Genomic DNA, 21,712 nt, shown 5'->3' on the forward strand with positions numbered 1-21,712 from the left:
GAATCCTCTGATCGAGATACACAAGTGATCGAAAATCTACGTAACATCGCCATCATTGCTCACGTTGACCATGGTAAAACCACCCTGGTAGACAAACTCTTGCGTCAATCCGGCACCCTGGAGCGCAACGAGCTCAACGACGAGCGCGTGATGGACTCCAACGACCAGGAAAAAGAGCGCGGTATTACCATCCTGGCAAAAAACACCGCAATCAACTGGAACGGCTACCACATCAACATCGTGGACACCCCGGGCCACGCCGACTTCGGCGGCGAAGTAGAACGCGTAATGTCGATGGTTGACTCCGTTCTGCTGCTGGTTGACGCTCAAGACGGCCCTATGCCGCAAACCCGTTTCGTGACCAAGAAGGCCTTCGAAGCCGGCCTGCGTCCGATCGTGTGCATCAACAAGGTTGACCGTCCAGGCGCGCGTCCGGACTGGGTTCTGGACCAGATCTTCGACCTGTTCGACAACCTGGGTGCCACCGAAGAGCAGCTTGATTTCCAAGTGATCTACGCCTCGGCCCTGAACGGTATTGCCGGTCTGGAACACACCGCCATGGCGGAAGACATGACCCCGCTGTACCAGGCCATCGTTGACCACGTTCCACCACCGAAGGTTGACCGTGAAGGCCCGTTCCAGATGCAAATCTCGGCACTGGACTACAACAGCTTCCTGGGTGTTATCGGCGTTGGCCGTATCGCCCGTGGCAGCGTCAAGCCGAACACCCCGGTTGTCGCGATCGGCGCGGATGGCAAGAAGCGTAACGGCCGTATCCTGAAGCTGATGGGCCACCACGGCCTGCACCGTATCGACGTCGAAGAAGCCTTCGCTGGCGACATCGTGTGCGTCAGCGGCATGGACTCGCTGTTCATCTCCGACACCCTGTGCCAGCCGGACACCGTCGAGGCGATGAAGCCTCTGACCGTTGACGAGCCAACCGTTTCCATGACCTTCCAGGTCAACGACTCGCCGTTCTGCGGTAAAGAAGGCAAGTTCGTGACCTCCCGTAACATCAAGGAGCGTCTGGACAAAGAGCTGCTGTACAACGTTGCCCTGCGCGTTGAAGAAGGCGACTCGGCCGACAAGTTCAAGGTCTCCGGCCGTGGTGAGCTGCACCTCTCGGTACTGATCGAAACCATGCGTCGCGAAGGCTTCGAAATGGGTGTTGGTCGTCCGGAAGTGATCATCCGTACCGTTGACGGCGTGAAGCAGGAACCGTTCGAAAACGTCACCATCGACACCCCGGAAGAATCCCAGGGCAAGGTGATGGAAGAGATGGGCCTGCGTAAGGGCGACCTGACCAACATGGTGCCGGATGGCAAAGGCCGTGTGCGTCTGGAATACAACATCCCTGCTCGCGGTCTGATCGGTTTCCGTAACCAGTTCCTGACCCTGACCAACGGTGCTGGCATCCTGACCTCGATCTTCGATCGCTACGACACCATGAAGTCCGGCGACATGTCCGGCCGTCAGAACGGTGTTCTGGTATCGGTAGAAACCGGCAAGGCGCTGACCTACTCCCTGGAAACCCTCCAGGCGCGTGGCAAGCTGTTCGTTGAACACGGTCAAGAGATCTACAACGGCCAGATCGTTGGTCTGAACAGCCGTGACAACGACATGGGTGTCAACCCAACCAAAGGCAAGAAGCTCGACAACATGCGTGCTTCGGGTAAAGACGAAACCATCGCTCTGGTTCCACCGGTGAAGTTCACCCTGGAACAGGCTCTGGAATTCATCCAGGACGACGAGCTGTGTGAAGTGACGCCTAAGTCGATCCGCCTGCGTAAGAAGATCCTGGACGAAGGCGAGCGCACCCGCGCTGCCAAGAAAGCCAAGAACTGAGTTAACTCAGGCTGAATAAAAACGCCCCCGGTCGAAAGGCCGGGGGCGTTTTTTTATGTCTGATCGTTCCCACGCTCTGCGTGGGAATGCCTCTGGGGACGCTCTGCGCCCGCCCTTAAGAGCGGACGCGGAGCGTCCAGGGCTGCGTTCCCACGCGGAGCGTGGGAACGATCATCAAAACTTGTCGAGCGTCTTGAAATTAGTCTCGCGCACCACTTCCTTGGGCTTGTACGCGCAATACCCCGGCCGCGGCCCGATTTTCGGGTGGTTGCGGCAGGTATCCGGGCGCTTGTCATAAATAGTGCAAAAGCGCGTCTTACGATCCAGGTACAGGCAGTCGTTGTTGCTCATGCGCTGCAAGGTAAAAATTTCGGATTTGGAATTGAAGCGCTCGACGATGCCTTCCTTCTGCAACCGCTTGGCGATGTTCTTCGGCGGGTCGCCGCGCTCGAACTCATCGACGATGCCGATGCGGATCAGGTCCTTGATCTTCACTTCGACCGGCAGCGTGCAGCAGCTGGACACGCAGCCACCGCACATGTGGGCGGAATATTTCTGCCAGGTCTCGAGACGGTCGAGTTCCGCGGCGGCGATCAGTTGAGGCTTCATCAGGGTTCCAAAAGGTGGGGCTGTATCCGGGCGCGCGATCATACCGGGATTGGTGGTTTTTTGAACAACCTTTTCAGAGTTTCTGCGCGAACGGCGATCAGGCACGACCTCTGCATCAAATTCATGCAATGCGCAATGAGTTAAAAAACTGACGAACCAGAGCGTCCACCGTCTGTCAGACCGTCTAGGCTCTAGCAACTCCTTCTATCTCGCCCGAGGTCGCAATTGATGTCTCAGGAACCACTTGCACGAGAAGCAGAGGTAGCCGCATTTCGCGATGCTGTCTTGACCAAACTCACCTACGCGGTGGGCAAGGACCCGGATCACGCCTTCGACCACGACTGGTTCGAAGCCATTGCCCTGGCCGCCCGCGACCAGATGGTCGACCACTGGATGGACCATACGCGGCGCATATACCGCAAAGGCCAGAAACGGGTCTATTACCTTTCCCTGGAATTTCTTATCGGTCGCCTGCTCTATGACAGCCTGAGCAATCTCGGCGTACTGGAGATCGCACGCGACGCGCTGTCCGAGCTGGGCGTCGACCTTGAGCGCATTCGCCTGCTTGAACCCGACGCGGCGCTTGGCAACGGTGGCTTGGGCCGTCTGGCGGCGTGCTTCATGGAAAGCATGTCGACCCTGGGCATTGCCGGCCATGGTTATGGCATTCGTTACGAACATGGCTTGTTCCGCCAGGCGATTGTCGATGGCTGGCAGCAGGAGCAGACCGAACGCTGGCTGGATTTCGGCAACCCGTGGGAGTTCGAGCGCGCCGAGGTGATTTACCCGATCGGCTTTGGCGGCAGCGTCGAAACCCTGCCGGACGCCTCCGGCAAGCTGATCCAGGTGTGGACGCCCAGCGAAACAGTACGTGCCGTTGCCTACGACACCCCGGTGGTCGGCTGGCGTGGCGCCAGCGTCAATACCTTGCGCCTGTGGCGCGCACGGGCGGTCGAAGATTTGCACCTGGAACGCTTCAACGCCGGTGACCACCTTGGCGCCGTCGCCGAAGTGGCGCGGGCCGAGAGCATCTCGCGCGTGCTCTACCCGGCCGACAGCACCGAAGCGGGGCAGGAACTGCGTCTGCGCCAGGAATACTTCTTCGTTTCCGCCTCGTTGCAAGACTTGCTGCGCCGCCACAAGAACATGCACGGCTCGGTGCTGAGCCTGGGCGAACACGCCGCTATCCAGCTCAACGATACCCACCCGTCCATCGCCGTGGCCGAGTTGATGCGCCAGTTGGTCGACCTGCACGACATTCCGTGGGAAGCGGCGTGGGACGTCACCGTCGAAACGCTTTCCTACACCAACCACACCTTGCTGCCCGAGGCATTGGAAACCTGGCCGGTCGGTTTGATGGAGCGCATGCTGCCCCGGCATATGCAGATCATCTACCTGATCAACGCCCAGCATATCGACTCGCTGCGCGCCAAGGGCATTCACGACTTCGACGTGCTGCGCGCCGTGTCGTTGATTGAAGAAGACAACGGCCGTCGTGTGCGCATGGGCAACCTGGCGTTCCTCGGTTCCCACAGTGTCAACGGCGTGTCCGGCCTGCACACCCAGTTGATGCGCAGCACGGTGTTTTCCGAACTGCATAAGCTCTACCCTGAGCGCATCAACAACAAAACCAACGGCATCACCTTCCGCCGCTGGCTGTACCAGGCCAACCCGAAGCTCACCGATATGCTGGTGCAAGCCCTGGGCCCTGACATTCTCGACAACATGGAAACCCGCCTGGGCGAGCTGGAAACCTTCGCCGAGAAACAGACCTTCCGCAAAGCCTTCGCCGACCAACGCCTGCACAGCAAGCGAGCCCTGGCCGAGATCATCCATGAGCGCCTGGGTATTTCGGTGAACCCGGCGGCGATGTTCGACGTGCAGGTCAAACGGATCCACGAGTACAAGCGCCAGTTGCTCAACCTGCTGCACACCGTGGCGCTGTATCAGGCGATCCGGGCCGAGCCGGAGGTCGACTGGGTGCCGCGGGTGAAAATCTTCGCCGGCAAGGCGGCGGCGAGTTATCACCAGGCCAAGCTGATCATCAAGCTGACCAACGATATCGCGCGCACCGTCAACAACGACCCGACCGTACGCGGCCTGCTCAAAGTGGTGTTCCTGCCCAACTACAACGTCAGCCTGGCGGAGAGCATCATCCCGGCGGCGGATTTGTCTGAGCAGATTTCTACCGCCGGTTTCGAGGCGTCGGGCACCAGTAACATGAAGTTCGGCCTCAACGGCGCGCTGACCATCGGCACCATGGATGGCGCCAATGTGGAAATGCACGAGCGGGTGGGCGCCGAGCACATGTTCATCTTCGGCCTCAGTGCCCAGCAGGTCGAAGCCCGCAAGCACGCTGGTGAATTCAACGCCGGGCCGGAAATCGCAGCCTCCCATCGCTTGAGCGATGTGCTGCAGGCGATCCGTGGTGGGGTGTTTTCGCCGGATGATCCGGGCCGGTATGTGGGTTTGATCGACGGGCTGATCGACTACGACCGCTTCCTGGTGTGTGCCGACTTCGACTCCTACTGGGACGCCCAGACGCGGGTCGAGGCGCACTGGCATGACTCCAAGGCCTGGTGGCGCTCGGCGGTGCTCAATACGGCGCGGATGGGCTGGTTCAGCTCGGACCGTACCATTCGCGAATACGCCACCGAGATCTGGAAAGCCCTCGACTAAAACCGCAGTACAAGATGTGGGAGGGGGCTTGCTCCCGATAACGGTCTACCAGTTAACAGATATGTCGACTGGAACACCGCTATCGGGAGCAAGCCCCCTCCCACATTGGTTGCGCGTCGATATACTGGCCCCCGGTTTGCCCGCCTCGGGCTGCTTTGGGAATATCGACCATGCAATGGATTTTCATGCTGATTGGCCTGGTGCTCGGCTGGACGCTCGATGAGTCGTTCAGCGATGCGGGCATCGGTGCGTTATTGGGGCTGGGCATCGGCCAGGCGATTCGCCTGTCGAAACTGGCGACCCAGGCGGACCAGCAGGCCCAACAGCTGGAAACCACGCAGAAGGCGCTGATAGCGCTGGGTGAGCGATTGCGGCGAGTGGAGGTGCCGGAGCCGACCTATCACTCCGTGGTTGAAACGCCTACTCCTGAGCCTACACCTGTCGCCAAGGCCCCCGAGCTTGTCTGGGAGCTGCCGGCTGAATTGACACCCGTCGCCGTGATGGCCGAGCCGAGCCAGCCGCTGCCGGACAACGTATGGGTTTCTGCGCAGCGCCCTCAAGCGCCTGCCACCCCCCGTGAGCCCAACCTGATAGAACGCGGCATCAGTGCTGCGCGCAATTGGTTGTTCGGCGGCAACACCGTGCTGCGCGTCGGCGTGGTGCTGTTGTTTCTCGGCTTGGCGTTCCTGCTGCGCTACGCCACTGAGGGCATGGTGGTACCGGTCGAACTGCGCTACGCCGGGGTTGCCGCCGCTGCCGTTGGCCTGCTGGGCCTGGGCTGGTGGCTGCGACTGCGCAACCGCCAATACGGGCTGATGCTGCAAGGCACCGGCATCGCGGTGTTGTACCTGACGGTGTTTGCGGCGATGCGCCTGCACCCGCTGATCGACCCGGGCGCGGCGCTGGGCCTGCTGGTGGCGGTCACGGTGTTCTCGGCGATCCTGGCGATTACTCAGGATGCGTTGGGGCTGGCCTGCGCTGCGGCGCTCGGTGGCTTTGCAGCACCGATCCTCACCTCCACGGGCGCCGGCAACCATGTCGCGTTGTTCAGTTATTTCGCCCTGCTCAATGCCGGCATCCTCGCCATCGCCTGGTTCAAGGCCTGGCGTCTGCTCAACCTGATCGGTTTTGTCGGCACCTTCGGCATCGGCTTTGCCTGGGGCATTCGTTCCTACATCCCCGAACTGCTGTGGAGCACCGAGCCGTTCCTGGTCGTGTTTTTCTTGATGTACCTGGCGATCGGCCTGCTGTTTGCCCGGCGCAAGTTGCTGGAAGCGGGGAATGCGCCCGAGGACCGTTATGGCTTGCTGCGCTGGTCGGCGGCCAAGGGCGATTATGTCGACGGTAGCCTGCTGTTCGGCCCGCCGCTGGTGGGGTTCGGCTTGCAGTGCGCGCTGGTCCAGCACCTGGAATTTGCCGTCGCCTTCAGCGCGTTGGGCCTGGGCATTATCTATATGGGGCTGGCGCGGCTACTGAGCGGCGGGCGCGCCTTGCTGCTGGCGCAAACCTGCTTGGCGCTGGGCGTGATCTTTGCCAGCCTGGCAATTCCCCTGGGGCTGGATGCGCGCTGGACCGCTGCGGCCTGGGCGGTGGAAGGGGCGGGGATCTTCTGGCTGGGCTTGCGTCAGCAACGGCCGTTGGCGCGGGTGTTCGGCTTGCTGTTGCAGTTGGGTTCGGCGCTGGCGTTTCTCAGCGAGCTGCACCCCGGCGAGCTGACGTTGCTCGACGGCGCTCCGTTGGGCGCGTTGCTGCTGGGCGCAGCGCTGCTGGGCGCAGCGCTGCTGTTCAGCTTCCACCATTTGCGCAAGGCGCCGACCGAACAGGCGAGGGATTGGGAGCGCAACGGCTTGCCAGTGCTGGCGAGCCTGGGCCTGGGCTTTTTATACCTGCTGGCGCCGCTGCTATTGCTGACCCAGGGCACTGCCATCAGTTGGGCAGTCGCTGGCCTGGTGACGTTGTTCGTCGGCCTGCGCATCGCCTCGCGCACTTTCCTCTTCGCGGCCTTCGCCGTGCAGTTGCTGGGCGGCGCGTTATTTCTGCTGCGCTTGCAAGGCGGTGATGGCGCGGCCGTGTTCAGTGCTGGTTGGGGTGGTTTGTTCACCGCCTCGTTGATCGGCTTGGCCTTGATCGCAGGCATGCTGCTGGCGGCGCGTGACGATAGGGTGCGCAGCGATACACGGCTGCTGCGCGGGCTGTCGGTGGTGTTGCTGGCCGGACTGGTATTGATCAACCTGGCGGTGCTCTTCGTGCTGCCATGGGAAAGCGCCAGCGGCGTATGGGCGGCCAGTGGTTTGTTGATCATCTGGCTGAGCCTGTACCTGCAACAGCGCGTCAGTTTTGTGTTTGGTCTGCTGCTGCAACTGGCTGGCGGCGGGTCTTTCCTGCTCGCCGTGCCGCAGTGGGTCGGGCCGTTGGCCAGTGAGGGCTTGAGGCCCCTGGCGCACAGCGGTTTCTGGACGCCGATGGTGCTGGGGCTGGCGGCCTTGGTTGGCGCCTGGCGTTTGCAGCGTGAACCCCTTGCGCCGGTGTTTGCTAGGCTCAAATTGCAACGTCTGTCCGACCTGTTGCTGGTGTGGGGCGCGGCCTGGTGGACACTGGCGGTGATGGGCGAAGTGTTGAGGTTTGTTCCCGGCGAGCTGCGCGGCGCCTTCCTGCTGGGCGGCGCGGCAGTCAGCGTGGCGGTCTGGACGCTGCTGGCCTGGCGGCTGAAGTGGCCCTCATTGGGCCTGTTGTGCACCTTGCTGATGCCGGCGGCGAGCGTGGTGTTGCTGGTGTGCGCGCATACCTATTACCACCCGGCGGCGCATTACGGCTGGCTGGCTTGGCCGGCGCTGTTTGGGGTGCATTTCCTTTCGCTGCGCCGCTTGGCGGCGGTGGCTCCGCGCAGCGCGCTAAGCGTCGCCCATGTGTTGGGCTGCTGGATGTTGCTTGGCCTGCTGGCGCTGGAGCTGCGTTACGGGTTACTGCGCTTTACGGCCGAATACAACGCCTGGCGCTGGCTGGGCTGGGCGATCCTGCCAAGCCTCTACCTGGTGCTGGCCGCCGCGCCGCGCAGCTTTGCTTGGCCGGTGTCGGCGTATGCCAGGGAATACCGTGTATTCGCAGCGCTGCCCCTGGGTGTGCTGATGCTCGGGTGGTTCTGGCTGGCGAATATATTCAGCGACGGTACGGCCAATCCGTTGCCCTACGTGCCCTTGCTGAACCCGCTGGACCTGGGCCTGCTGTTCGCATTGCTGGGAGTGTATGTGTGGTCGCGAAGCGTGGCGCCGCAGCGCGGGCCGCATGCCGAGCGGCTCGCCCAAGGTATCGCGGGGCTTTCACTGTTTGCGTTCTTCACCGCATTGGTGATGCGCACCGCTCACCATTGGAGCGGCGTGCCGTTCCATCTGGATGCGTTGCTCGAATCGATGCTGGTGCAAGCCGGCCTGTCGATCGTCTGGACCCTGATCGCGCTGGGCCTGATGATCGGCGGCCACCTGCGTCATCGTCGCGAAGTGTGGCTGATCGGCGCGGCGTTGATTGCCGTGGTGGTGGCCAAGCTGTTTTTTGTCGAACTGAGCAACCGTGGCGGCTTGGCGCGGATCGTGTCGTTCATCGGCGTGGGCGCATTGTTGCTGGTGGTAGGTTACTTCGCGCCGCTGCCGCCCAAGCGCGCCGAGCCCGTACTGGAAACTGAAGGAGCAGCCTCTTGATAGGTAAGTTGAGCGTAGTCGCAGTGGGCATGTGTGCGACGTTGTCCGCGTGGGCTCAGGAAACGCCCGCCGACTTCAGTACCCAAGTGGCGCTGAGTGTCAGCGGCGAAGGCCCTTGGTATCGCCTCGAATTGCCCTTGGCCGTGCAATTGAGCGCGCGCCAGGCCGATCTCAGCGATGTGCGGGTGTTTAACGCCGCCGGCGAAGCGCAGGCTTATGCGCTGTCGCGTCAGTCACCCTCGCACACTGAGAGTCGCGATGTGACGCCCGTAAAGTGGTTCCCGTTGTACGCCGCCGACACCCAGGAAAACCTGCCCGGTGTGGTGATGAAGACCACCTCCGAAGGCACGCTGGTTGAAATCAAACCGGCCAGCGCTGTGAAACCCGGCAAGCAGGTCCTGCGTGGCTGGGTGCTCGACGCCAGCGCGATCAAGGCCCCGTTGCAGCAACTGAGCCTCGACTGGAGCCGCGAGCAAGACGGTTTCCAGCGTTTCAGCATCGAAGCCAGCAACGACTTGCAGCACTGGCAAGCCTGGGGTGACGGGCAAGTGGCGCGCCTGTCGTTTGCCGATGAGCGGGTCGAACAGCATGACGTCAGCTTGCCGGGCCAATCAGCGCGTTACCTGCGCCTGGTGTGGCAGGGGCAGGCGGCGCCACTGCTGACGTCTGCCACGCTGGCGAGCGCGACGCGCAGCAGCCTGCCGTTGCCGCTGGTGTGGTCGCAACCATTGGCGGGCGTGCGGCTCACGGCGGGTGAATATAGCTGGCAGTTGCCGACGGGGCTGAATGTCGAGCGCTTGCGCGTCGAACTGAAGCAGTCCAACACCTTGGCGCCTGTGACGCTGCTGGGGCGAAGTGATGCCAGGCAAACGTGGCAGCCGTTGAGCAAGGGCTTGTTGTACCGCCTGACCCAGAACGGCAAGGACGTGATGCAGGACCAATTGCAGTTGCCGGGCCAGGCGGTCGCTGAGCTGAAACTGCAAGTGGACGAGCGCGGCGGTGGCCTGGGCAGCGAAGCCCCGGCGTTGCGCTTTGCGGTGCGCTCCACGCAGCTTGTGTTCCTGGCGCGGGGCGAGCCACCGTTCACGCTGGCGCTGGGGAATGGGGCGGTCAAGGCGGCGAATCTGCCGTTGTCCACCCTGATTCCCGATTACAGCACTGAGCGTCTCAACGCGCTCGGGCAGGCCACGCTTGCGGGGGAGGTGGTGCTCAAGCCATCTGCCGTTGCCGTATCGCCGCCGGTGGGCGCCGACTGGAAAAAGCTCGGTCTGTGGGCCGTGTTACTGCTCGGCGTGGCTGCGCTTGGGGCGATGGCCTACAGTCTGTTGCGCAAACCGCAGGGCCAGCCGTGAACTCTATTGGCGTTAAATCCTCTGATTAGAGGAAATCAGCCCCGACCCGCGTTAAACTGCGCGGGTTTTTAAGCCCCCCATTCTCCGGAGCCGTCCATGTCCCGCGTTACCTTGAGTCGCTATTTGATCGAGCAGACCCGCAGCAACAACACGCCTGCCGATCTGCGCTTCCTTATCGAAGTGGTGGCGCGTGCTTGCAAGGAGATCAGCCACGCCGTGTCCAAAGGCGCACTGGGTGGTGTCCTGGGCAGCATGGGCACTGAAAACGTGCAGGGCGAAGTGCAGAAAAAGCTCGACGTTATCTCCAACGAAATCCTGCTCGAAGCCAACGAATGGGGCGGTCACCTGGCCGGCATGGCCTCCGAGGAAATGGACAATGCCTACCAGATTCCGGGCAAATACCCTAAAGGCGCGTACCTGTTGGTATTCGACCCACTGGACGGTTCGTCCAACATCGACATCAACGCGCCGGTCGGTACTATCTTCTCGGTACTGCGTTGCCCGAACGAATACCTGAGCCAGAACGAAGCCCTGAACGAAAAGGCCTTCCTGCAGCCGGGCACTGAGCAGGTCGCCGCCGGTTACGCGATCTACGGCCCACAGACCATGCTGGTGCTGACCCTGGGCGATGGCGTCAAAGGCTTCACCCTGGACCGCGAAATGGGCAGCTTCGTACTCACCCACGAAGACATCTCCATTCCGGCCTCCACCCAGGAATTCGCGATCAACATGTCCAACCAGCGTCACTGGGAAGAACCGGTGAAGCGCTACGTCAACGAGTTGATGGAAGGCGAAGAAGGCCCGTTGAAGAAAAACTTCAACATGCGCTGGGTCGCGGCCATGGTTGCCGATGTGCACCGCATCCTGACCCGAGGTGGCTTGTTCATGTACCCACGTGACGGCCGCGAGCCGTCCAAGCCGGGCAAGCTGCGCCTGATGTACGAAGCCAACCCGATGTCGTTCCTCGTGGAACAGGCGGGCGGTGCGTCCACTGACGGCCACCAGCGCATCCTCGACATCCAGCCCGAAGGCCTGCACCAGCGCGTGGCGGTGTTCCTGGGTTCCAAGGAAGAAGTTGAGCGTGTGACGGCGTATCACAAGAAGTAAGCTGCTGCGATAGGTTATCCGCCGTGTTGTGAGGCGGATCACCGTTAAAGAAGCCCCGAAACGTTTCAGCGTTTTCGGGGCTTTTTTGTTTTCGCTCGTCGGGAACCAGACACCTCTTTTCCCTTCTAAGCTTCTGGCAGATACCCCAGCTGCCTTGTCTCTCCAGGAGCTTTTCCATGTCTTTACGCCGTCTCGCCCTGCTGGCTTTTTGCGTGCTGTTAGCCGCCTGCAGCAAGGTCAACCAAGAAAATTACCAGAAGCTGTCGGCCGGCATGGCCAAGGCCGAGGTGGAGTCGTTGCTGGGCAAGCCGACCGATTGTTCCGGCGCACTGGGCATGTCCAGCTGCACCTGGGGCGATAAAAACAGCTTTATCAGCGTGCAGTACGCCGGTGACAAAGTTCTGATGTTTTCCGGGCAAGGCCTGAAGTAAACCGGGGCGCGAGCCTGCGGGAGAAGAAGAATGATGCGTTTTGTTGTGTTCCTTTGCGCCAGCCTGTTTTTGGCGGGCTGCGCCAGCCATTCTGGCGATGATCTGCAACCCAAGACCGCGAGCAACGTCAACCTCAAGCGTTACCAGGGCACCTGGTATGAGTTGGCTCGCTTGCCGATGTACTTCCAGCGCAACTGCGCGCAGTCCGAAGCCCGCTACACCTTGTTGCCGGATGGCGACATGTCGGTGTTCAATCGCTGCCTGACGCCTGAGTGGAAATGGCAGGAAGCCAAAGGCACGGCCACGCCGCAAGTGCCGGGCAAGACCGACAAGCTCTGGGTAGAATTCGATAACTGGTTTACGTCGTTGTTGCCGGGCGTTGCCAAGGGCGACTACTGGGTGCTGTATGTCAGCGATGACTACAAGACCGCCATCGTCGGTAGCCCGAGCCGGCGTTACATGTGGATTTTGTCGCGTACGCCGACGGTGAGCGCCGATACGCGTGAAGACCTCTTGAGCAGGGCACGACAGCAGGGGTATGACACCACGCGTTTGATCTGGCGCACGTCGGACAAGCAGATGGCGAAAACCTCGCAGTAAAAATGTGGGAGGGGGCTTGCCCCCGATAACGGTGTGTCAGTATCAGATGTACTGACTGACACACTGCTATCGGGGGCAAGCCCCCTCCCACATTTTTAACCGAGTAGGTCTTTCAAGACCTGGGTGAATGCCCGGTTGCTGTCTTGCTCAGCAGCGTGATGGCCGTCGCGAACCACCCACTTGCCATTGACCAGCACGTCGCGCACTTGTCGATCACCGCCGGCAAACAACCAACGGTTGAGAATCCCGTCCTCGCTGGCCGTCGCCAGGTACGGATCGTCACCGTCCAGAACGATCCAGTCCGCGCGCTTGCCCACCTCCAATCGACCAATCGGCTGGCCCAATGCCTGGGCGCCGCCGTCCAATGCGGCATCGAACAGCGTGCGGCCGACCATCGGCTGGTCATTGCGATACAAGCGATTGCGCCGTTGATCGCGCAGGCGCTGGCCGTATTCCAACCAGCGCAGTTCTTCCACCACGCTCAGTGACACATGGCTGTCGGACCCGATGCCCATGCGCCCGCCCTGGGCCAGAAAATCCACCGCCGGGAAAATCCCGTCGCCCAGGTTGGCTTCGGTGGTCAGGCACAAACCGGCAATCGCCCGGCTCCTGGCCATGCGCGCGACTTCGTCGGCATCGGCGTGAGTGGCGTGCACCAGGCACCAGCGCTCGTCGACGTCCACGTTGTCGTACAGCCACTGCAACGGGCGTTTGCCGCTCCAGGCCAGGCAGTCGTCGACTTCTTTTTGCTGCTCGGCAATGTGGATGTGCACCGGGCACGCCTTATCACTGGCGGCCAGCACGTCCTTGATCTGCCCGGGCGTGACCGCACGCAGAGAGTGGAAACACAGGCCCAGCTGCTGCGCAGGTTGCGCGGCGAGCATCGGCTGCAAGCGCGCCTGCAGATCCAGGTAGTTGTCGGTGCTGTTGATAAACCGGCGCTGGCCATCGTTGGGCGCCTGGCCACCGAACCCCGAATGCGTATAAAGCACCGGCACCAGCGTCAAGCCGATGCCACTGCTGGCGGCGGCCTGGCTGATCTGGCGCGACAGCTCTGTGCGGTCGGCATAGGGCTGGCCACTGACGTCGTGATGCACATAATGAAACTCGGCCACCGAGGTGTAGCCGGCCTTGAGCATCTCGATGTACAGCTGGCGGGCAATGACCTGCAACTGCTCCGGGTTGATCTTGCCGACCATGCGGTACATCAGGTCGCGCCAGGTCCAGAAGCTGTCATTGGGGTTACCCGCCACTTCCGCCAACCCCGCCATGGCGCGCTGGAAAGCATGGGAGTGCAGGTTGGGCATGCCGGCCAGTACCGGGCCTCTGAGCCGTTCGGCACCCTCTGCGCTGGCATTGGCCTCAACCTGTATCAGGGCCCCATCGGCGCTGACTTCAAGACGTACATCATTGGCCCAGCCATCAGGCAGCAGCGCGCGTTCGGCAAAGAAAGCGGACATGATCAAGGCACTCCGGTCGTGTGTTTATTTGTATATACATATACAGACGTTTGCCTGCTCGGTAAACTCCGGCAATCTATGCATCTTTTCCCCCTGCAAGGATTCCCTGTGCCGACTCCGCCTGCCAAGTCTCCGCTGGCTGCCCACATGGACGAAAGTCCGGCGCCCTTGTATGCCCGCGTCAAACAGATGATCAGCCAGCAGATCCTCAACGGCAACTGGCCGCCCCATTACCGCGTGCCGTCGGAAAGCGAGCTGGTCAGCCAACTGGGCTTCAGCCGCATGACCATCAACCGCGCGTTGCGCGAGCTCACGGCCGAAGGTTTGCTGGTGCGCATGCAGGGCGTCGGTACGTTTGTCGCCGAGCCCAAGAGTCAGTCGGCGCTGTTTGAAGTGCACAACATTGCCGATGAGATCGCCTCCCGCGGCCATCGGCATACGTGCCAGGTCATCACCCTGGGCGAAGAAGCGGCCGGTTCGGAACGTGCCGTCGCGCTGGAAATGCGCGAAGGCGGGCGGGTGTTTCACTCGTTGATCGTGCATTTCGAAAACGACATTCCGGTGCAGATCGAAGACCGTTTCGTCAACGCCCTGGTTGCGCCGGAATACCTGCAACAGGATTTCACCCAGCAAACGCCCTACGCCTACCTCAACCAGGTCGCACCGCTGACGGAGGGCGAGCATGTGGTCGAAGCCATCCTCGCCGATGCTGCCGAGTGCAAGCTGTTGCAGATCGAGCCGAGCGAGCCCTGCCTGTTGATCCGCCGACGCACCTGGTCTGGCCGCCAGCCGGTGACGGCCGCGCGCTTGATTCACCCAGGTTCGCGGCACAGCCTTGAAGGACGCTTCAGTAAATGAGTTCAGTCAACGTCTGGCGCGCTGCCGACTACGTGCGCATGCCGTGGAAGAACGGCGGCGGCAGCACCGAAGAAATCACCCGTGATGCGGGCACCGGCCTCGATGGTTTCGGCTGGCGCCTGTCGATTGCCGACATCGCCGAGTCGGGTGGATTTTCCACCTTCGCTGGCTACCAGCGCGTGATCACCGTGATCAAAGGCGCGGGCATGGTGTTGACGGTGGACGGTGAGGAGCAGCGCGGTTTGTTACCGCTGCAACCGTTCGCGTTCAAGGGTGACAGTCAGGTGGCGTGCCGCTTGATCACCGGGCCGATCCGCGATTTCAACCTGATCTACTCGCCCCAGCGTTATCACGCGCGGTTGCAGTGGGTGGATGGCGTACAGCGGTTTTTCAGCTCGGCGCATACTGTGCTGGTGTTCAGCGTGGCGGATGAAGTGAAGGTGCTGGACCAGAAACTCGGTCACCATGACTGTTTGCAGGTGGACGGTAACACCGGCCTGCTGGACATCTCGGTGAGTGGCCGCTGCTGTGTGATCGAACTGACCCAGCGCGGTTAAAAATGTGGGAGAGGGCTTGCTCCCGATAGCGGTGGATCAGTCAATATATCTTTGACTGACACACCGCTATCGGGAGCAAGCCCCCTCCCACATTTGTTTTGTGTTGCTCTTAGGATCTGTTTCCACAGCCCCGCACCAAATTGTTACTTAACGCCCCAGCACGGCGCAAAGCCACGTTGTCGTGACAAACCTCCCTCGCTGCAAAACTCCTTCGTAAGAAATTTCATCACGCCTCGAAGCCTTAATTTCCAAGGCTCCCACGGCCTTTCGAAAAAAATCCAAACCCTCGCTCTGAAAGTTGGCCGCTTGATTGCATATGCTTGTACATACAAGTAAAGATGTGTGCGTAAGACTCTGCTTCGCACCATCCATGTTCGCGCATCATGCCGAGGAGTCCAGCTGTGACCGATTTTTCGAAAGCAAGGCCTACAAAATACCGTGACGTCGAAATCCGCGCTGCCCGCGGTAACAAGCTCACCGCCAAAAGCTGGCTGACTGAAGCGCCGCTGCGCATGCTGATGAACAACCTCGACCCGCAAGTGGCCGAGAACCCCAAGGAGCTGGTGGTGTACGGCGGTATCGGGCGTGCCGCGCGCAACTGGGAGTGCTACGACCAGATTGTCGAGAGCCTTACGAATCTGAACGACGACGAAACCCTGCTGGTGCAATCCGGCAAGCCGGTCGGCGTGTTCAAGACCCACAGCAATGCCCCGCGCGTACTGATCGCCAACTCCAACCTGGTGCCGCACTGGGCCAGTTGGGAACACTTCAATGAACTGGATGCCAAGGGACTGGCCATGTACGGCCAGATGACTGCCGGCAGCTGGATCTACATCGGCAGCCAGGGCATCGTCCAGGGCACTTACGAAACCTTCGTCGAAGCCGGTCGCCAGCATTACGACAGCAACTTGAAAGGCCGTTGGGTCCTCACCGCCGGCCTCGGCGGCATGGGCGGTGCCCAACCTTTGGCCGCGACCCTGGCCGGCGCGTGCTCGCTGAACATCGAATGCCAGCAGGTCAGCATCGATTTCCGCTTGAACAGCCGCTATGTCGACGAGCAGGCCACCGACCTTGACGACGCCCTGGCGCGCATCGCCAAGTACACCCAGGAAGGCAAGGCGATCTCCATTGCCCTGCTGGGTAACGCGGCTGAAATTCTGCCGGAGCTGGTCAAGCGTGGCGTGCGCCCGGACATGGTCACCGACCAGACCAGCGCCCACGACCCGCTCAACGGCTACCTGCCGGCCGGCTGGACCTGGGACGAATACCGCGCCCGCGCCAAGACCGAGCCTGCCGCTGTGATCAAGGCCGCCAAACAGTCGATGGCGGTGCACGTCAGAGCCATGCTCGAGTTCCAGAAACAAGGCATTCCGACCTTCGACTACGGTAATAACATCCGTCAGATGGCCCAGGAAGAAGGCGTGGAAAACGCCTTCGATTTCCCAGGCTTCGTACCGGCCTACATTCGCCCGCTGTTCTGCCGGGGTATCGGCCCGTTCCGCTGGGCCGCGCTGTCGGGCGACCCGCAAGACATCTACAAGACCGACGCCAAAGTCAAAGAACTGATTCCCGACGACGCCCACCTGCACAACTGGTTGGACATGGCCCGCGAGCGCATCAGCTTCCAGGGCTTGCCGGCGCGTATCTGCTGGGTCGGCCTGGGGCAGCGCGCCAAGCTCGGCCTGGCGTTCAACGAAATGGTGCGCAGCGGCGAGCTGTCCGCGCCTGTCGTAATCGGTCGTGACCACCTCGACTCCGGCTCAGTGGCCAGCCCCAACCGTGAAACCGAATCCATGCAGGACGGCTCCGACGCTGTGTCCGACTGGCCTTTGCTCAATGCCTTGCTCAACACCGCGAGCGGCGCGACCTGGGTGTCGTTGCACCACGGCGGCGGCGTCGGCATGGGCTTTTCCCAGCACTCGGGCATGGTGATCGTGTGTGACGGCACCGACGAAGCGGCCGAGCGCATTGCGCGGGTGCTGCATAACGACCCGGCTACCGGGGTGATGCGGCATGCGGATGCGGGTTATCAGATTGCGATCGATTGCGCCAAGGAACAGGGCCTCAACCTGCCGATGATCAAGTAATAGGTGTGGGAGGGGTCAAGCCCCCTCCCACATTGGAACGGCGGCAAACCCAAGACAATCCATCAGAGGTTGAACACCCATGGCTGCAAACGACACCACCCCGTTGATCGAAAGGCGTTCGATCGACTACATCCCGGAAGCGGAAAGACATGGTCGTCTATTGAGCCAGTTCACCCTGTGGCTGGGTGCCAACCTGCAGATCACGGCTATCGTCACCGGGGCCCTGGCCGTGGTGCTGGGCGGGGATGTGTTCTGGTCGTTGATCGGTCTGTTGATCGGCCAACTGCTGGGCGGCGGGGTGATGGCGTTGCATGCGGCGCAAGGGCCCAAGCTCGGCCTGCCGCAGATGATTTCCAGCCGGGTGCAGTTCGGCGTGTATGGCGCGGCCATCCCGATCGTGCTGGTGTGCCTGATGTACCTGGGCTTCACGGCTACCGGCACGGTGCTGTCCGGGCAGGCGCTGGGCCAGTTGTTCGGGATCAGCGACAGCGTCGGCATCCTGATCTTCGCCAGTGTCATCGCGCTGGTTACGGTGCTCGGTTACCGGGTGATCCACTTCATCGGTCGCGTCGCCAGCGTCATTGGCGTGATCGCCTTCGTCTACCTGTTCAGCCGCTTGATGGGCCAGGCCGACATCGGCGCATTGCTGCAGATCCGCCATTTCAGCTGGAGCAGCTTCTTGCTCGCGGTTTCGCTGGCCGCGTCCTGGCAGATCGCGTTCGGGCCCTATGTGGCGGACTACTCACGTTACCTGCCGAGCAGCACCTCCTCGGTGAAAACCTTCCTGGCGGCTGGCGCAGGCTCGGTCATCGGCGCGCAGGTGGCGATGGTTCTCGGCGTCTTTGCCGCCGCCATGGCCAACGGGCAATTTGCCGGGCACGAAGTGGCTTACATCGTTGGCCTGAGCGGCAGCGGTGCAGCGGCGGCGTTGCTGTACTTCAGTATCGCGTTCGGCAAGGTCACGATTTCCACGCTGAACTCCTACGGCAGTTTCATGTGTATCGCGACCATCATCAGCGGCTTCCAGGGCCACCTGCGGGTATCGCGCCTGCAGCGCCTGCTGTTCGTGCTGGCGATTGTCGGCACGGCCACCCTGATCGCGCTGCTCGGCCAGCATTCGTTCCTTGGGGCGTTCAAGTCGTTCATCCTGTTCCTGCTGGCGTTCTTCACGCCCTGGAGCGCGATCAACCTGGTGGATTACTACTGCATCACCCGCGAGCGTTATGACGTGCCGGCGCTGGCTGACCCCAAAGGTCGCTACGGGCGTTGGAACCCCCTGGGCATCAGCGTTTATGTATTCGGTGTGCTGGTGCAGCTGCCGTTCATTTCCACCAAGTTCTATACCGGCCCGCTGGTAGAAACCCTGGGTGGGGTGGATATCTCCTGGATCATCGGCCTGGTGTTGCCGGCAGCCCTGTACTACCTGTGCGCGAAAAAATGGCACGGCACGATGCCTGATCAACTGATCCTGCCGATCGAGCAGGACAGCGTTGCACCCACGCAAACAAGCGGTATCGGTCGCGCTGCGGCGCAGGCCTGACGGGACGTGGACAAGGCAGGATGCCTTTTGACTGCCGTAATCCATTTCATGATTGGGAGCGTCACACAATGAAAATGCATAAGACCCTGCTGACCACGTTGCTTTCTGCGGGCTTGCTGGCAAGCGCCGGCGCCCAGGCGGCCGGCTGGTGCGAATCCGGCAAGCCGGTGAAGTTCGCCGGGCTGAACTGGGAAAGCGGCATGTTGCTCACCGACATCCTGCAAACCGTGCTGGAGAAAGGCTACGACTGCAAAACCGACAGCCTGCCGGGCAACTCCATCACCATGGAAAACGCCCTGAGCAGTAACGACATCCAGGTGTTTGCCGAAGAGTGGGTCGGCCGCAGCGAAGTCTGGAACAAGGCCGAAAAGGCCGGCAAAGTCGTTGGCGTCGGTGCGCCCGTGGTTGGCGCCATCGAAGGCTGGTACGTGCCGCGCTACGTGATCGAAGGCGACGCCAAGCGCAAGCTGGAAGCCAAGGCCCCGGACCTCAAGACCATTGCCGACCTGGCCAAGTACGCTGCGGTGTTCAAGGACCAGGAAGAACCCTCCAAGGGGCGCTTCTACAACTGCCCGGCCGGCTGGACCTGCGAGCTGGATAACAGTGAAATGCTCAAAAGCTACGGCCTGGAAAGCACCTACACCAACTTCCGCCCCGGCACTGGCCCGGCGCTGGATGCGGCGGTGTTGTCGAGCTACAAGCGCGGCGAGCCGATCCTGTTCTACTACTGGTCGCCGACGCCGCTGATGGGCCAGGTGGATCTGGTCAAGCTGGAAGAAAAGCCGGGCGTGGATAAAAGCGTGAGCATCAAGGTCGGTCTTTCCAAGGCCTTCCACGAACAAGCGCCGGAACTGGTGGCCGTGCTGGAAAAGGTCAACCTGCCCATCGACCTGCTGAACCAGAACCTGGGCCGCATGGCCAAGGAGCGGATCGAGTCGCCGAAACTGGCGAAAATTTTCCTCAAGGAACATCCTGAAGTCTGGCACGCCTGGGTGAGCGAAGACGCCGCCAAGAAAATCGACGCGGCCTTGTAGGTCAAGCGTGTCCGGCTACCCTGAGGGGCAGCCGGGCGCCTGGCCTCAACCCACTGGATCGAGAGCACGCTATGTTTCCTGAGAGTTTTACGTTTTCCATTGCCGACTGGGTCAACGGTTGGGTGGATTCGCTGGTCACCAACTACGGCGACGTGTTCCGGCACATTTCCGACACCCTGCTATGGGCCATCGTCAATCTGGAAAGCCTGCTGCGCGCAGCGCCCTGGTGGCTGATGCTGGCCATCGTCGGCGTCATTGCCTGGCACGCCACGCGCAAGGTGGTGACCACGGCCGTGATTGTCGGTTTGTTGTTCCTCGTCGGCGCGGTCGGCCTGTGGGACAAACTGATGCAGACCCTGGCGCTGATGATGGTCGCCACGGTGATCTCGGTGCTGATCGGCATCCCCTTGGGCATTCTTTCCGCGCGCAGCAATCGCTTGCGTTCGGTGCTGATGCCGTTGCTCGACATTATGCAAACCATGCCCAGTTTCGTGTACCTGATCCCGGTGCTGATGCTGTTTGGCCTGGGCAAGGTGCCGGCGATTTTCGCCACGGTCATATACGCCGCGCCGCCGCTGATCCGCCTCACAGACCTGGGTATCCGCCAGGTCGACGGCGAAGTCATGGAGGCTATCAACGCCTTTGGCGCCAACCGCTGGCAGCAGCTGTTCGGTGTGCAACTGCCGCTGGCGCTGCCGAGCATCATGGCGGGCATCAACCAGACCACCATGATGGCGTTGTCGATGGTGGTGATCGCCTCGATGATCGGTGCCCGTGGCTTGGGTGAAGACGTACTCGTCGGCATCCAGACCCTCAACGTCGGCCGAGGCCTCGAAGCCGGGCTGGCGATCGTGATTCTCGCCGTGGTCATCGACCGCATTACCCAGGCCTATGGTCGTCCACGGCATGAGGCGAGCAAATGACTACTGTCAGCAAAATCGAAGTCAAGAACGTCTTCAAGATCTTCGGCAACCGCTCCAAAGAAGCGCTGGCGCTGATTGGCCAGGGCAAGACCAAGGATCAGGTGCTGGCCGAGACCGGTTGCGTGGTCGGTGTGAACGACCTGTCCCTGAGCATCGGCACCGGTGAGATCTTTGTGATCATGGGCCTGTCGGGCTCCGGCAAATCCACCCTGGTGCGTCACTTCAATCGCCTGATCGACCCCACCAGCGGCGCGATCCTGGTTGACGGTGAAGACATTCTGCAACTGGACATGGAAGCCCTGCGCCAATTCCGTCGCCACAAGATCAGCATGGTGTTCCAGAGCTTCGGCCTGTTGCCCCACAAGAGCGTGCTCGACAATGTTGCCTATGGCTTGAAAGTGCGCGGCGAAACCAAGCAGGTGTGTGCTGAACGCGCCCTGCACTGGATCGAAACCGTGGGCCTCAAGGGCTATGAAAACAAATACCCGCACCAGCTCTCTGGCGGCATGCGTCAACGTGTCGGCCTGGCCCGCGCCCTGGCGGCTGACACCGACATCATCCTGATGGACGAGGCCTTCAGCGCCCTCGACCCGCTGATCCGCGCCGAGATGCAGGACCAGTTGCTCGAGCTGCAAAAGACCCTGCACAAGACCATCGTATTTATTACCCACGACCTCGACGAAGCGGTGCGCATCGGCAACCGCATTGCGATCCTCAAGGACGGCAAGCTGATTCAGGTCGGCACGCCCAGGGAGATCCTGCATTCGCCGGCGGATGAATATGTGGACCGGTTCGTTCAGCGACGGGCGGCGGTGGTCTGACTGATCGTTCCCACGCTCCGCGTGGGAATGCATCCCGTGACGCTCTGCGTCACTCCCTGACAGCGGGACGCGGAGCGTCCCAGGCGGCATTCCCACGCAGAGCGTGGGAACGATCAA

Annotated in this window: 16 protein-coding genes; 14 read left to right on the plus strand and 2 right to left on the minus strand. The window is 61.5% G+C overall.

Annotated features, from left to right (window positions below; all coding sequences use genetic code 11):
- Window positions 1–24: 24 nt before the first annotated feature.
- A complete protein-coding gene (gene typA, locus C4J88_RS01765; RefSeq protein ID WP_124365497.1) occupies window positions 25–1,845 on the plus strand; it encodes a translational GTPase TypA in 1,821 nt (606 codons plus the stop codon).
- 174 nt (window positions 1,846–2,019) lie between these two features.
- Here typA and C4J88_RS01770 read toward each other — a convergent pair whose 3' ends face one another.
- Window positions 2,020–2,454, minus strand: coding sequence for a YkgJ family cysteine cluster protein (locus C4J88_RS01770; protein ID WP_003237464.1), 435 nt, complete (start codon window positions 2,452–2,454; stop codon window positions 2,020–2,022).
- Window positions 2,455–2,682: 228 nt separating this feature from the next.
- Between C4J88_RS01770 and C4J88_RS01775 the strand changes: the two genes are divergently transcribed.
- The 6 genes from C4J88_RS01775 to C4J88_RS01800 all read left to right on the plus strand — a co-directional run bounded on the left by C4J88_RS01775 (window position 2,683) and on the right by C4J88_RS01800 (window position 12,315).
- Window positions 2,683–5,133, plus strand: coding sequence for a glycogen/starch/alpha-glucan phosphorylase (locus C4J88_RS01775; RefSeq protein ID WP_124406056.1), 2,451 nt, complete (start codon window positions 2,683–2,685; stop codon window positions 5,131–5,133).
- A gap of 170 nt (window positions 5,134–5,303) precedes the next feature.
- On the plus strand, window positions 5,304–8,825 hold the full coding sequence (locus C4J88_RS01780) for a DUF2339 domain-containing protein (RefSeq protein ID WP_124406057.1): 3,522 nt from the start codon (window positions 5,304–5,306) through the stop codon (window positions 8,823–8,825).
- Window positions 8,825–10,177: a DUF3999 domain-containing protein gene (locus C4J88_RS01785; RefSeq protein WP_124408584.1), complete on the plus strand. Its 1,353-nt coding sequence runs from the start codon at window positions 8,825–8,827 to the stop codon at window positions 10,175–10,177. Before C4J88_RS01780 ends, C4J88_RS01785 begins: the two co-directional genes overlap by 1 nt.
- 96 nt (window positions 10,178–10,273) lie before the next feature.
- Complete coding sequence (locus C4J88_RS01790; protein ID WP_124360871.1) at window positions 10,274–11,284, plus strand: class 1 fructose-bisphosphatase; 1,011 nt, start codon at window positions 10,274–10,276, stop codon at window positions 11,282–11,284.
- A 176-nt stretch (window positions 11,285–11,460) separates the two neighbouring features.
- The gene (locus C4J88_RS01795; RefSeq protein WP_033897714.1) at window positions 11,461–11,715 is read left to right on the plus strand and encodes a lipoprotein; all 255 of its coding nucleotides are present in this window, start codon (window positions 11,461–11,463) and stop codon (window positions 11,713–11,715) included.
- Between the two features lie 30 nt (window positions 11,716–11,745).
- On the plus strand, window positions 11,746–12,315 hold the full coding sequence (locus C4J88_RS01800) for a lipocalin family protein (RefSeq protein ID WP_124360872.1): 570 nt from the start codon (window positions 11,746–11,748) through the stop codon (window positions 12,313–12,315).
- Between the two features lie 95 nt (window positions 12,316–12,410).
- Here the strand turns inward: C4J88_RS01800 and C4J88_RS01805 are convergent, their stop codons facing one another.
- The gene (locus tag C4J88_RS01805; RefSeq protein ID WP_124406058.1) at window positions 12,411–13,775 is read right to left on the minus strand and encodes a formimidoylglutamate deiminase; all 1,365 of its coding nucleotides are present in this window, start codon (window positions 13,773–13,775) and stop codon (window positions 12,411–12,413) included.
- A gap of 78 nt (window positions 13,776–13,853) precedes the next feature.
- Between C4J88_RS01805 and hutC the strand changes: the two genes are divergently transcribed.
- The 7 genes from hutC (at window position 13,854) to C4J88_RS01840 (ending at window position 21,595) form a co-directional block, all read left to right on the plus strand.
- The gene (gene hutC / locus C4J88_RS01810) at window positions 13,854–14,633 is read left to right on the plus strand and encodes a histidine utilization repressor (RefSeq protein WP_177412738.1); all 780 of its coding nucleotides are present in this window, start codon (window positions 13,854–13,856) and stop codon (window positions 14,631–14,633) included.
- Entirely contained in the window at window positions 14,630–15,190 is a 561-nt protein-coding gene (locus C4J88_RS01815) for a HutD family protein (protein WP_124406059.1), read from the plus strand. The genes hutC and C4J88_RS01815 overlap by 4 nt, the downstream gene beginning before the upstream one ends.
- A 383-nt stretch (window positions 15,191–15,573) precedes the next feature.
- The gene (gene hutU, locus C4J88_RS01820; RefSeq protein WP_124406060.1) at window positions 15,574–17,277 is read left to right on the plus strand and encodes a urocanate hydratase; all 1,704 of its coding nucleotides are present in this window, start codon (window positions 15,574–15,576) and stop codon (window positions 17,275–17,277) included.
- Window positions 17,278–17,356: 79 nt separating this feature from the next.
- Window positions 17,357–18,817 carry a cytosine permease gene (locus C4J88_RS01825; RefSeq protein ID WP_124406061.1) on the plus strand — a complete coding sequence of 487 codons (1,461 nt, stop codon included), beginning with the start codon at window positions 17,357–17,359 and terminating at the stop codon, window positions 18,815–18,817.
- 68 nt (window positions 18,818–18,885) lie between these two features.
- Window positions 18,886–19,851, plus strand: coding sequence for an ABC transporter substrate-binding protein (locus C4J88_RS01830; protein WP_124402800.1), 966 nt, complete (start codon window positions 18,886–18,888; stop codon window positions 19,849–19,851).
- A gap of 71 nt (window positions 19,852–19,922) precedes the next feature.
- Window positions 19,923–20,774 (plus strand): proline/glycine betaine ABC transporter permease, encoded by an 852-nt coding sequence (locus C4J88_RS01835; RefSeq protein ID WP_124360879.1) that lies wholly within the window; start codon window positions 19,923–19,925, stop codon window positions 20,772–20,774.
- Window positions 20,771–21,595, plus strand: a complete 825-nt coding sequence (locus C4J88_RS01840; protein WP_124360880.1) for a glycine betaine/L-proline ABC transporter ATP-binding protein — start codon at window positions 20,771–20,773, stop codon at window positions 21,593–21,595. Before C4J88_RS01835 ends, C4J88_RS01840 begins: the two co-directional genes overlap by 4 nt.
- The last annotated feature ends 117 nt before the right edge of the window (window positions 21,596–21,712 follow it).

It is taken from the genome of Pseudomonas sp. R4-39-08 (assembly GCF_003852275.1).
GTDB lineage: Bacteria > Pseudomonadota > Gammaproteobacteria > Pseudomonadales > Pseudomonadaceae > Aquipseudomonas.

Bases quoted from the DNA above. Each gene is read 5' to 3' on its own strand.
- C4J88_RS01770 (WP_003237464.1), bottom strand. From the start codon at position 2,454: ATGAAGCCTCAACTGATCGCCGCCGCGGAACTCGACCGTCTCGAGACC.
- C4J88_RS01775 (WP_124406056.1), top strand. From the start codon at position 2,683: ATGTCTCAGGAACCACTTGCACGAGAAGCAGAGGTAGCCGCATTTCGC.
- C4J88_RS01780 (WP_124406057.1), top strand. From the start codon at position 5,304: ATGCAATGGATTTTCATGCTGATTGGCCTGGTGCTCGGCTGGACGCTC.
- C4J88_RS01790 (WP_124360871.1), top strand. From the start codon at position 10,274: ATGTCCCGCGTTACCTTGAGTCGCTATTTGATCGAGCAGACCCGCAGC.
- C4J88_RS01795 (WP_033897714.1), top strand. From the start codon at position 11,461: ATGTCTTTACGCCGTCTCGCCCTGCTGGCTTTTTGCGTGCTGTTAGCC.
- C4J88_RS01800 (WP_124360872.1), top strand. From the start codon at position 11,746: ATGATGCGTTTTGTTGTGTTCCTTTGCGCCAGCCTGTTTTTGGCGGGC.
- C4J88_RS01805 (WP_124406058.1), bottom strand. From the start codon at position 13,775: ATGTCCGCTTTCTTTGCCGAACGCGCGCTGCTGCCTGATGGCTGGGCC.
- hutC (WP_177412738.1), top strand. From the start codon at position 13,854: ATGCATCTTTTCCCCCTGCAAGGATTCCCTGTGCCGACTCCGCCTGCC.
- C4J88_RS01815 (WP_124406059.1), top strand. From the start codon at position 14,630: ATGAGTTCAGTCAACGTCTGGCGCGCTGCCGACTACGTGCGCATGCCG.
- hutU (WP_124406060.1), top strand. From the start codon at position 15,574: ATGCCGAGGAGTCCAGCTGTGACCGATTTTTCGAAAGCAAGGCCTACA.
- C4J88_RS01825 (WP_124406061.1), top strand. From the start codon at position 17,357: ATGGCTGCAAACGACACCACCCCGTTGATCGAAAGGCGTTCGATCGAC.
- C4J88_RS01830 (WP_124402800.1), top strand. From the start codon at position 18,886: ATGAAAATGCATAAGACCCTGCTGACCACGTTGCTTTCTGCGGGCTTG.
- C4J88_RS01835 (WP_124360879.1), top strand. From the start codon at position 19,923: ATGTTTCCTGAGAGTTTTACGTTTTCCATTGCCGACTGGGTCAACGGT.
- C4J88_RS01840 (WP_124360880.1), top strand. From the start codon at position 20,771: ATGACTACTGTCAGCAAAATCGAAGTCAAGAACGTCTTCAAGATCTTC.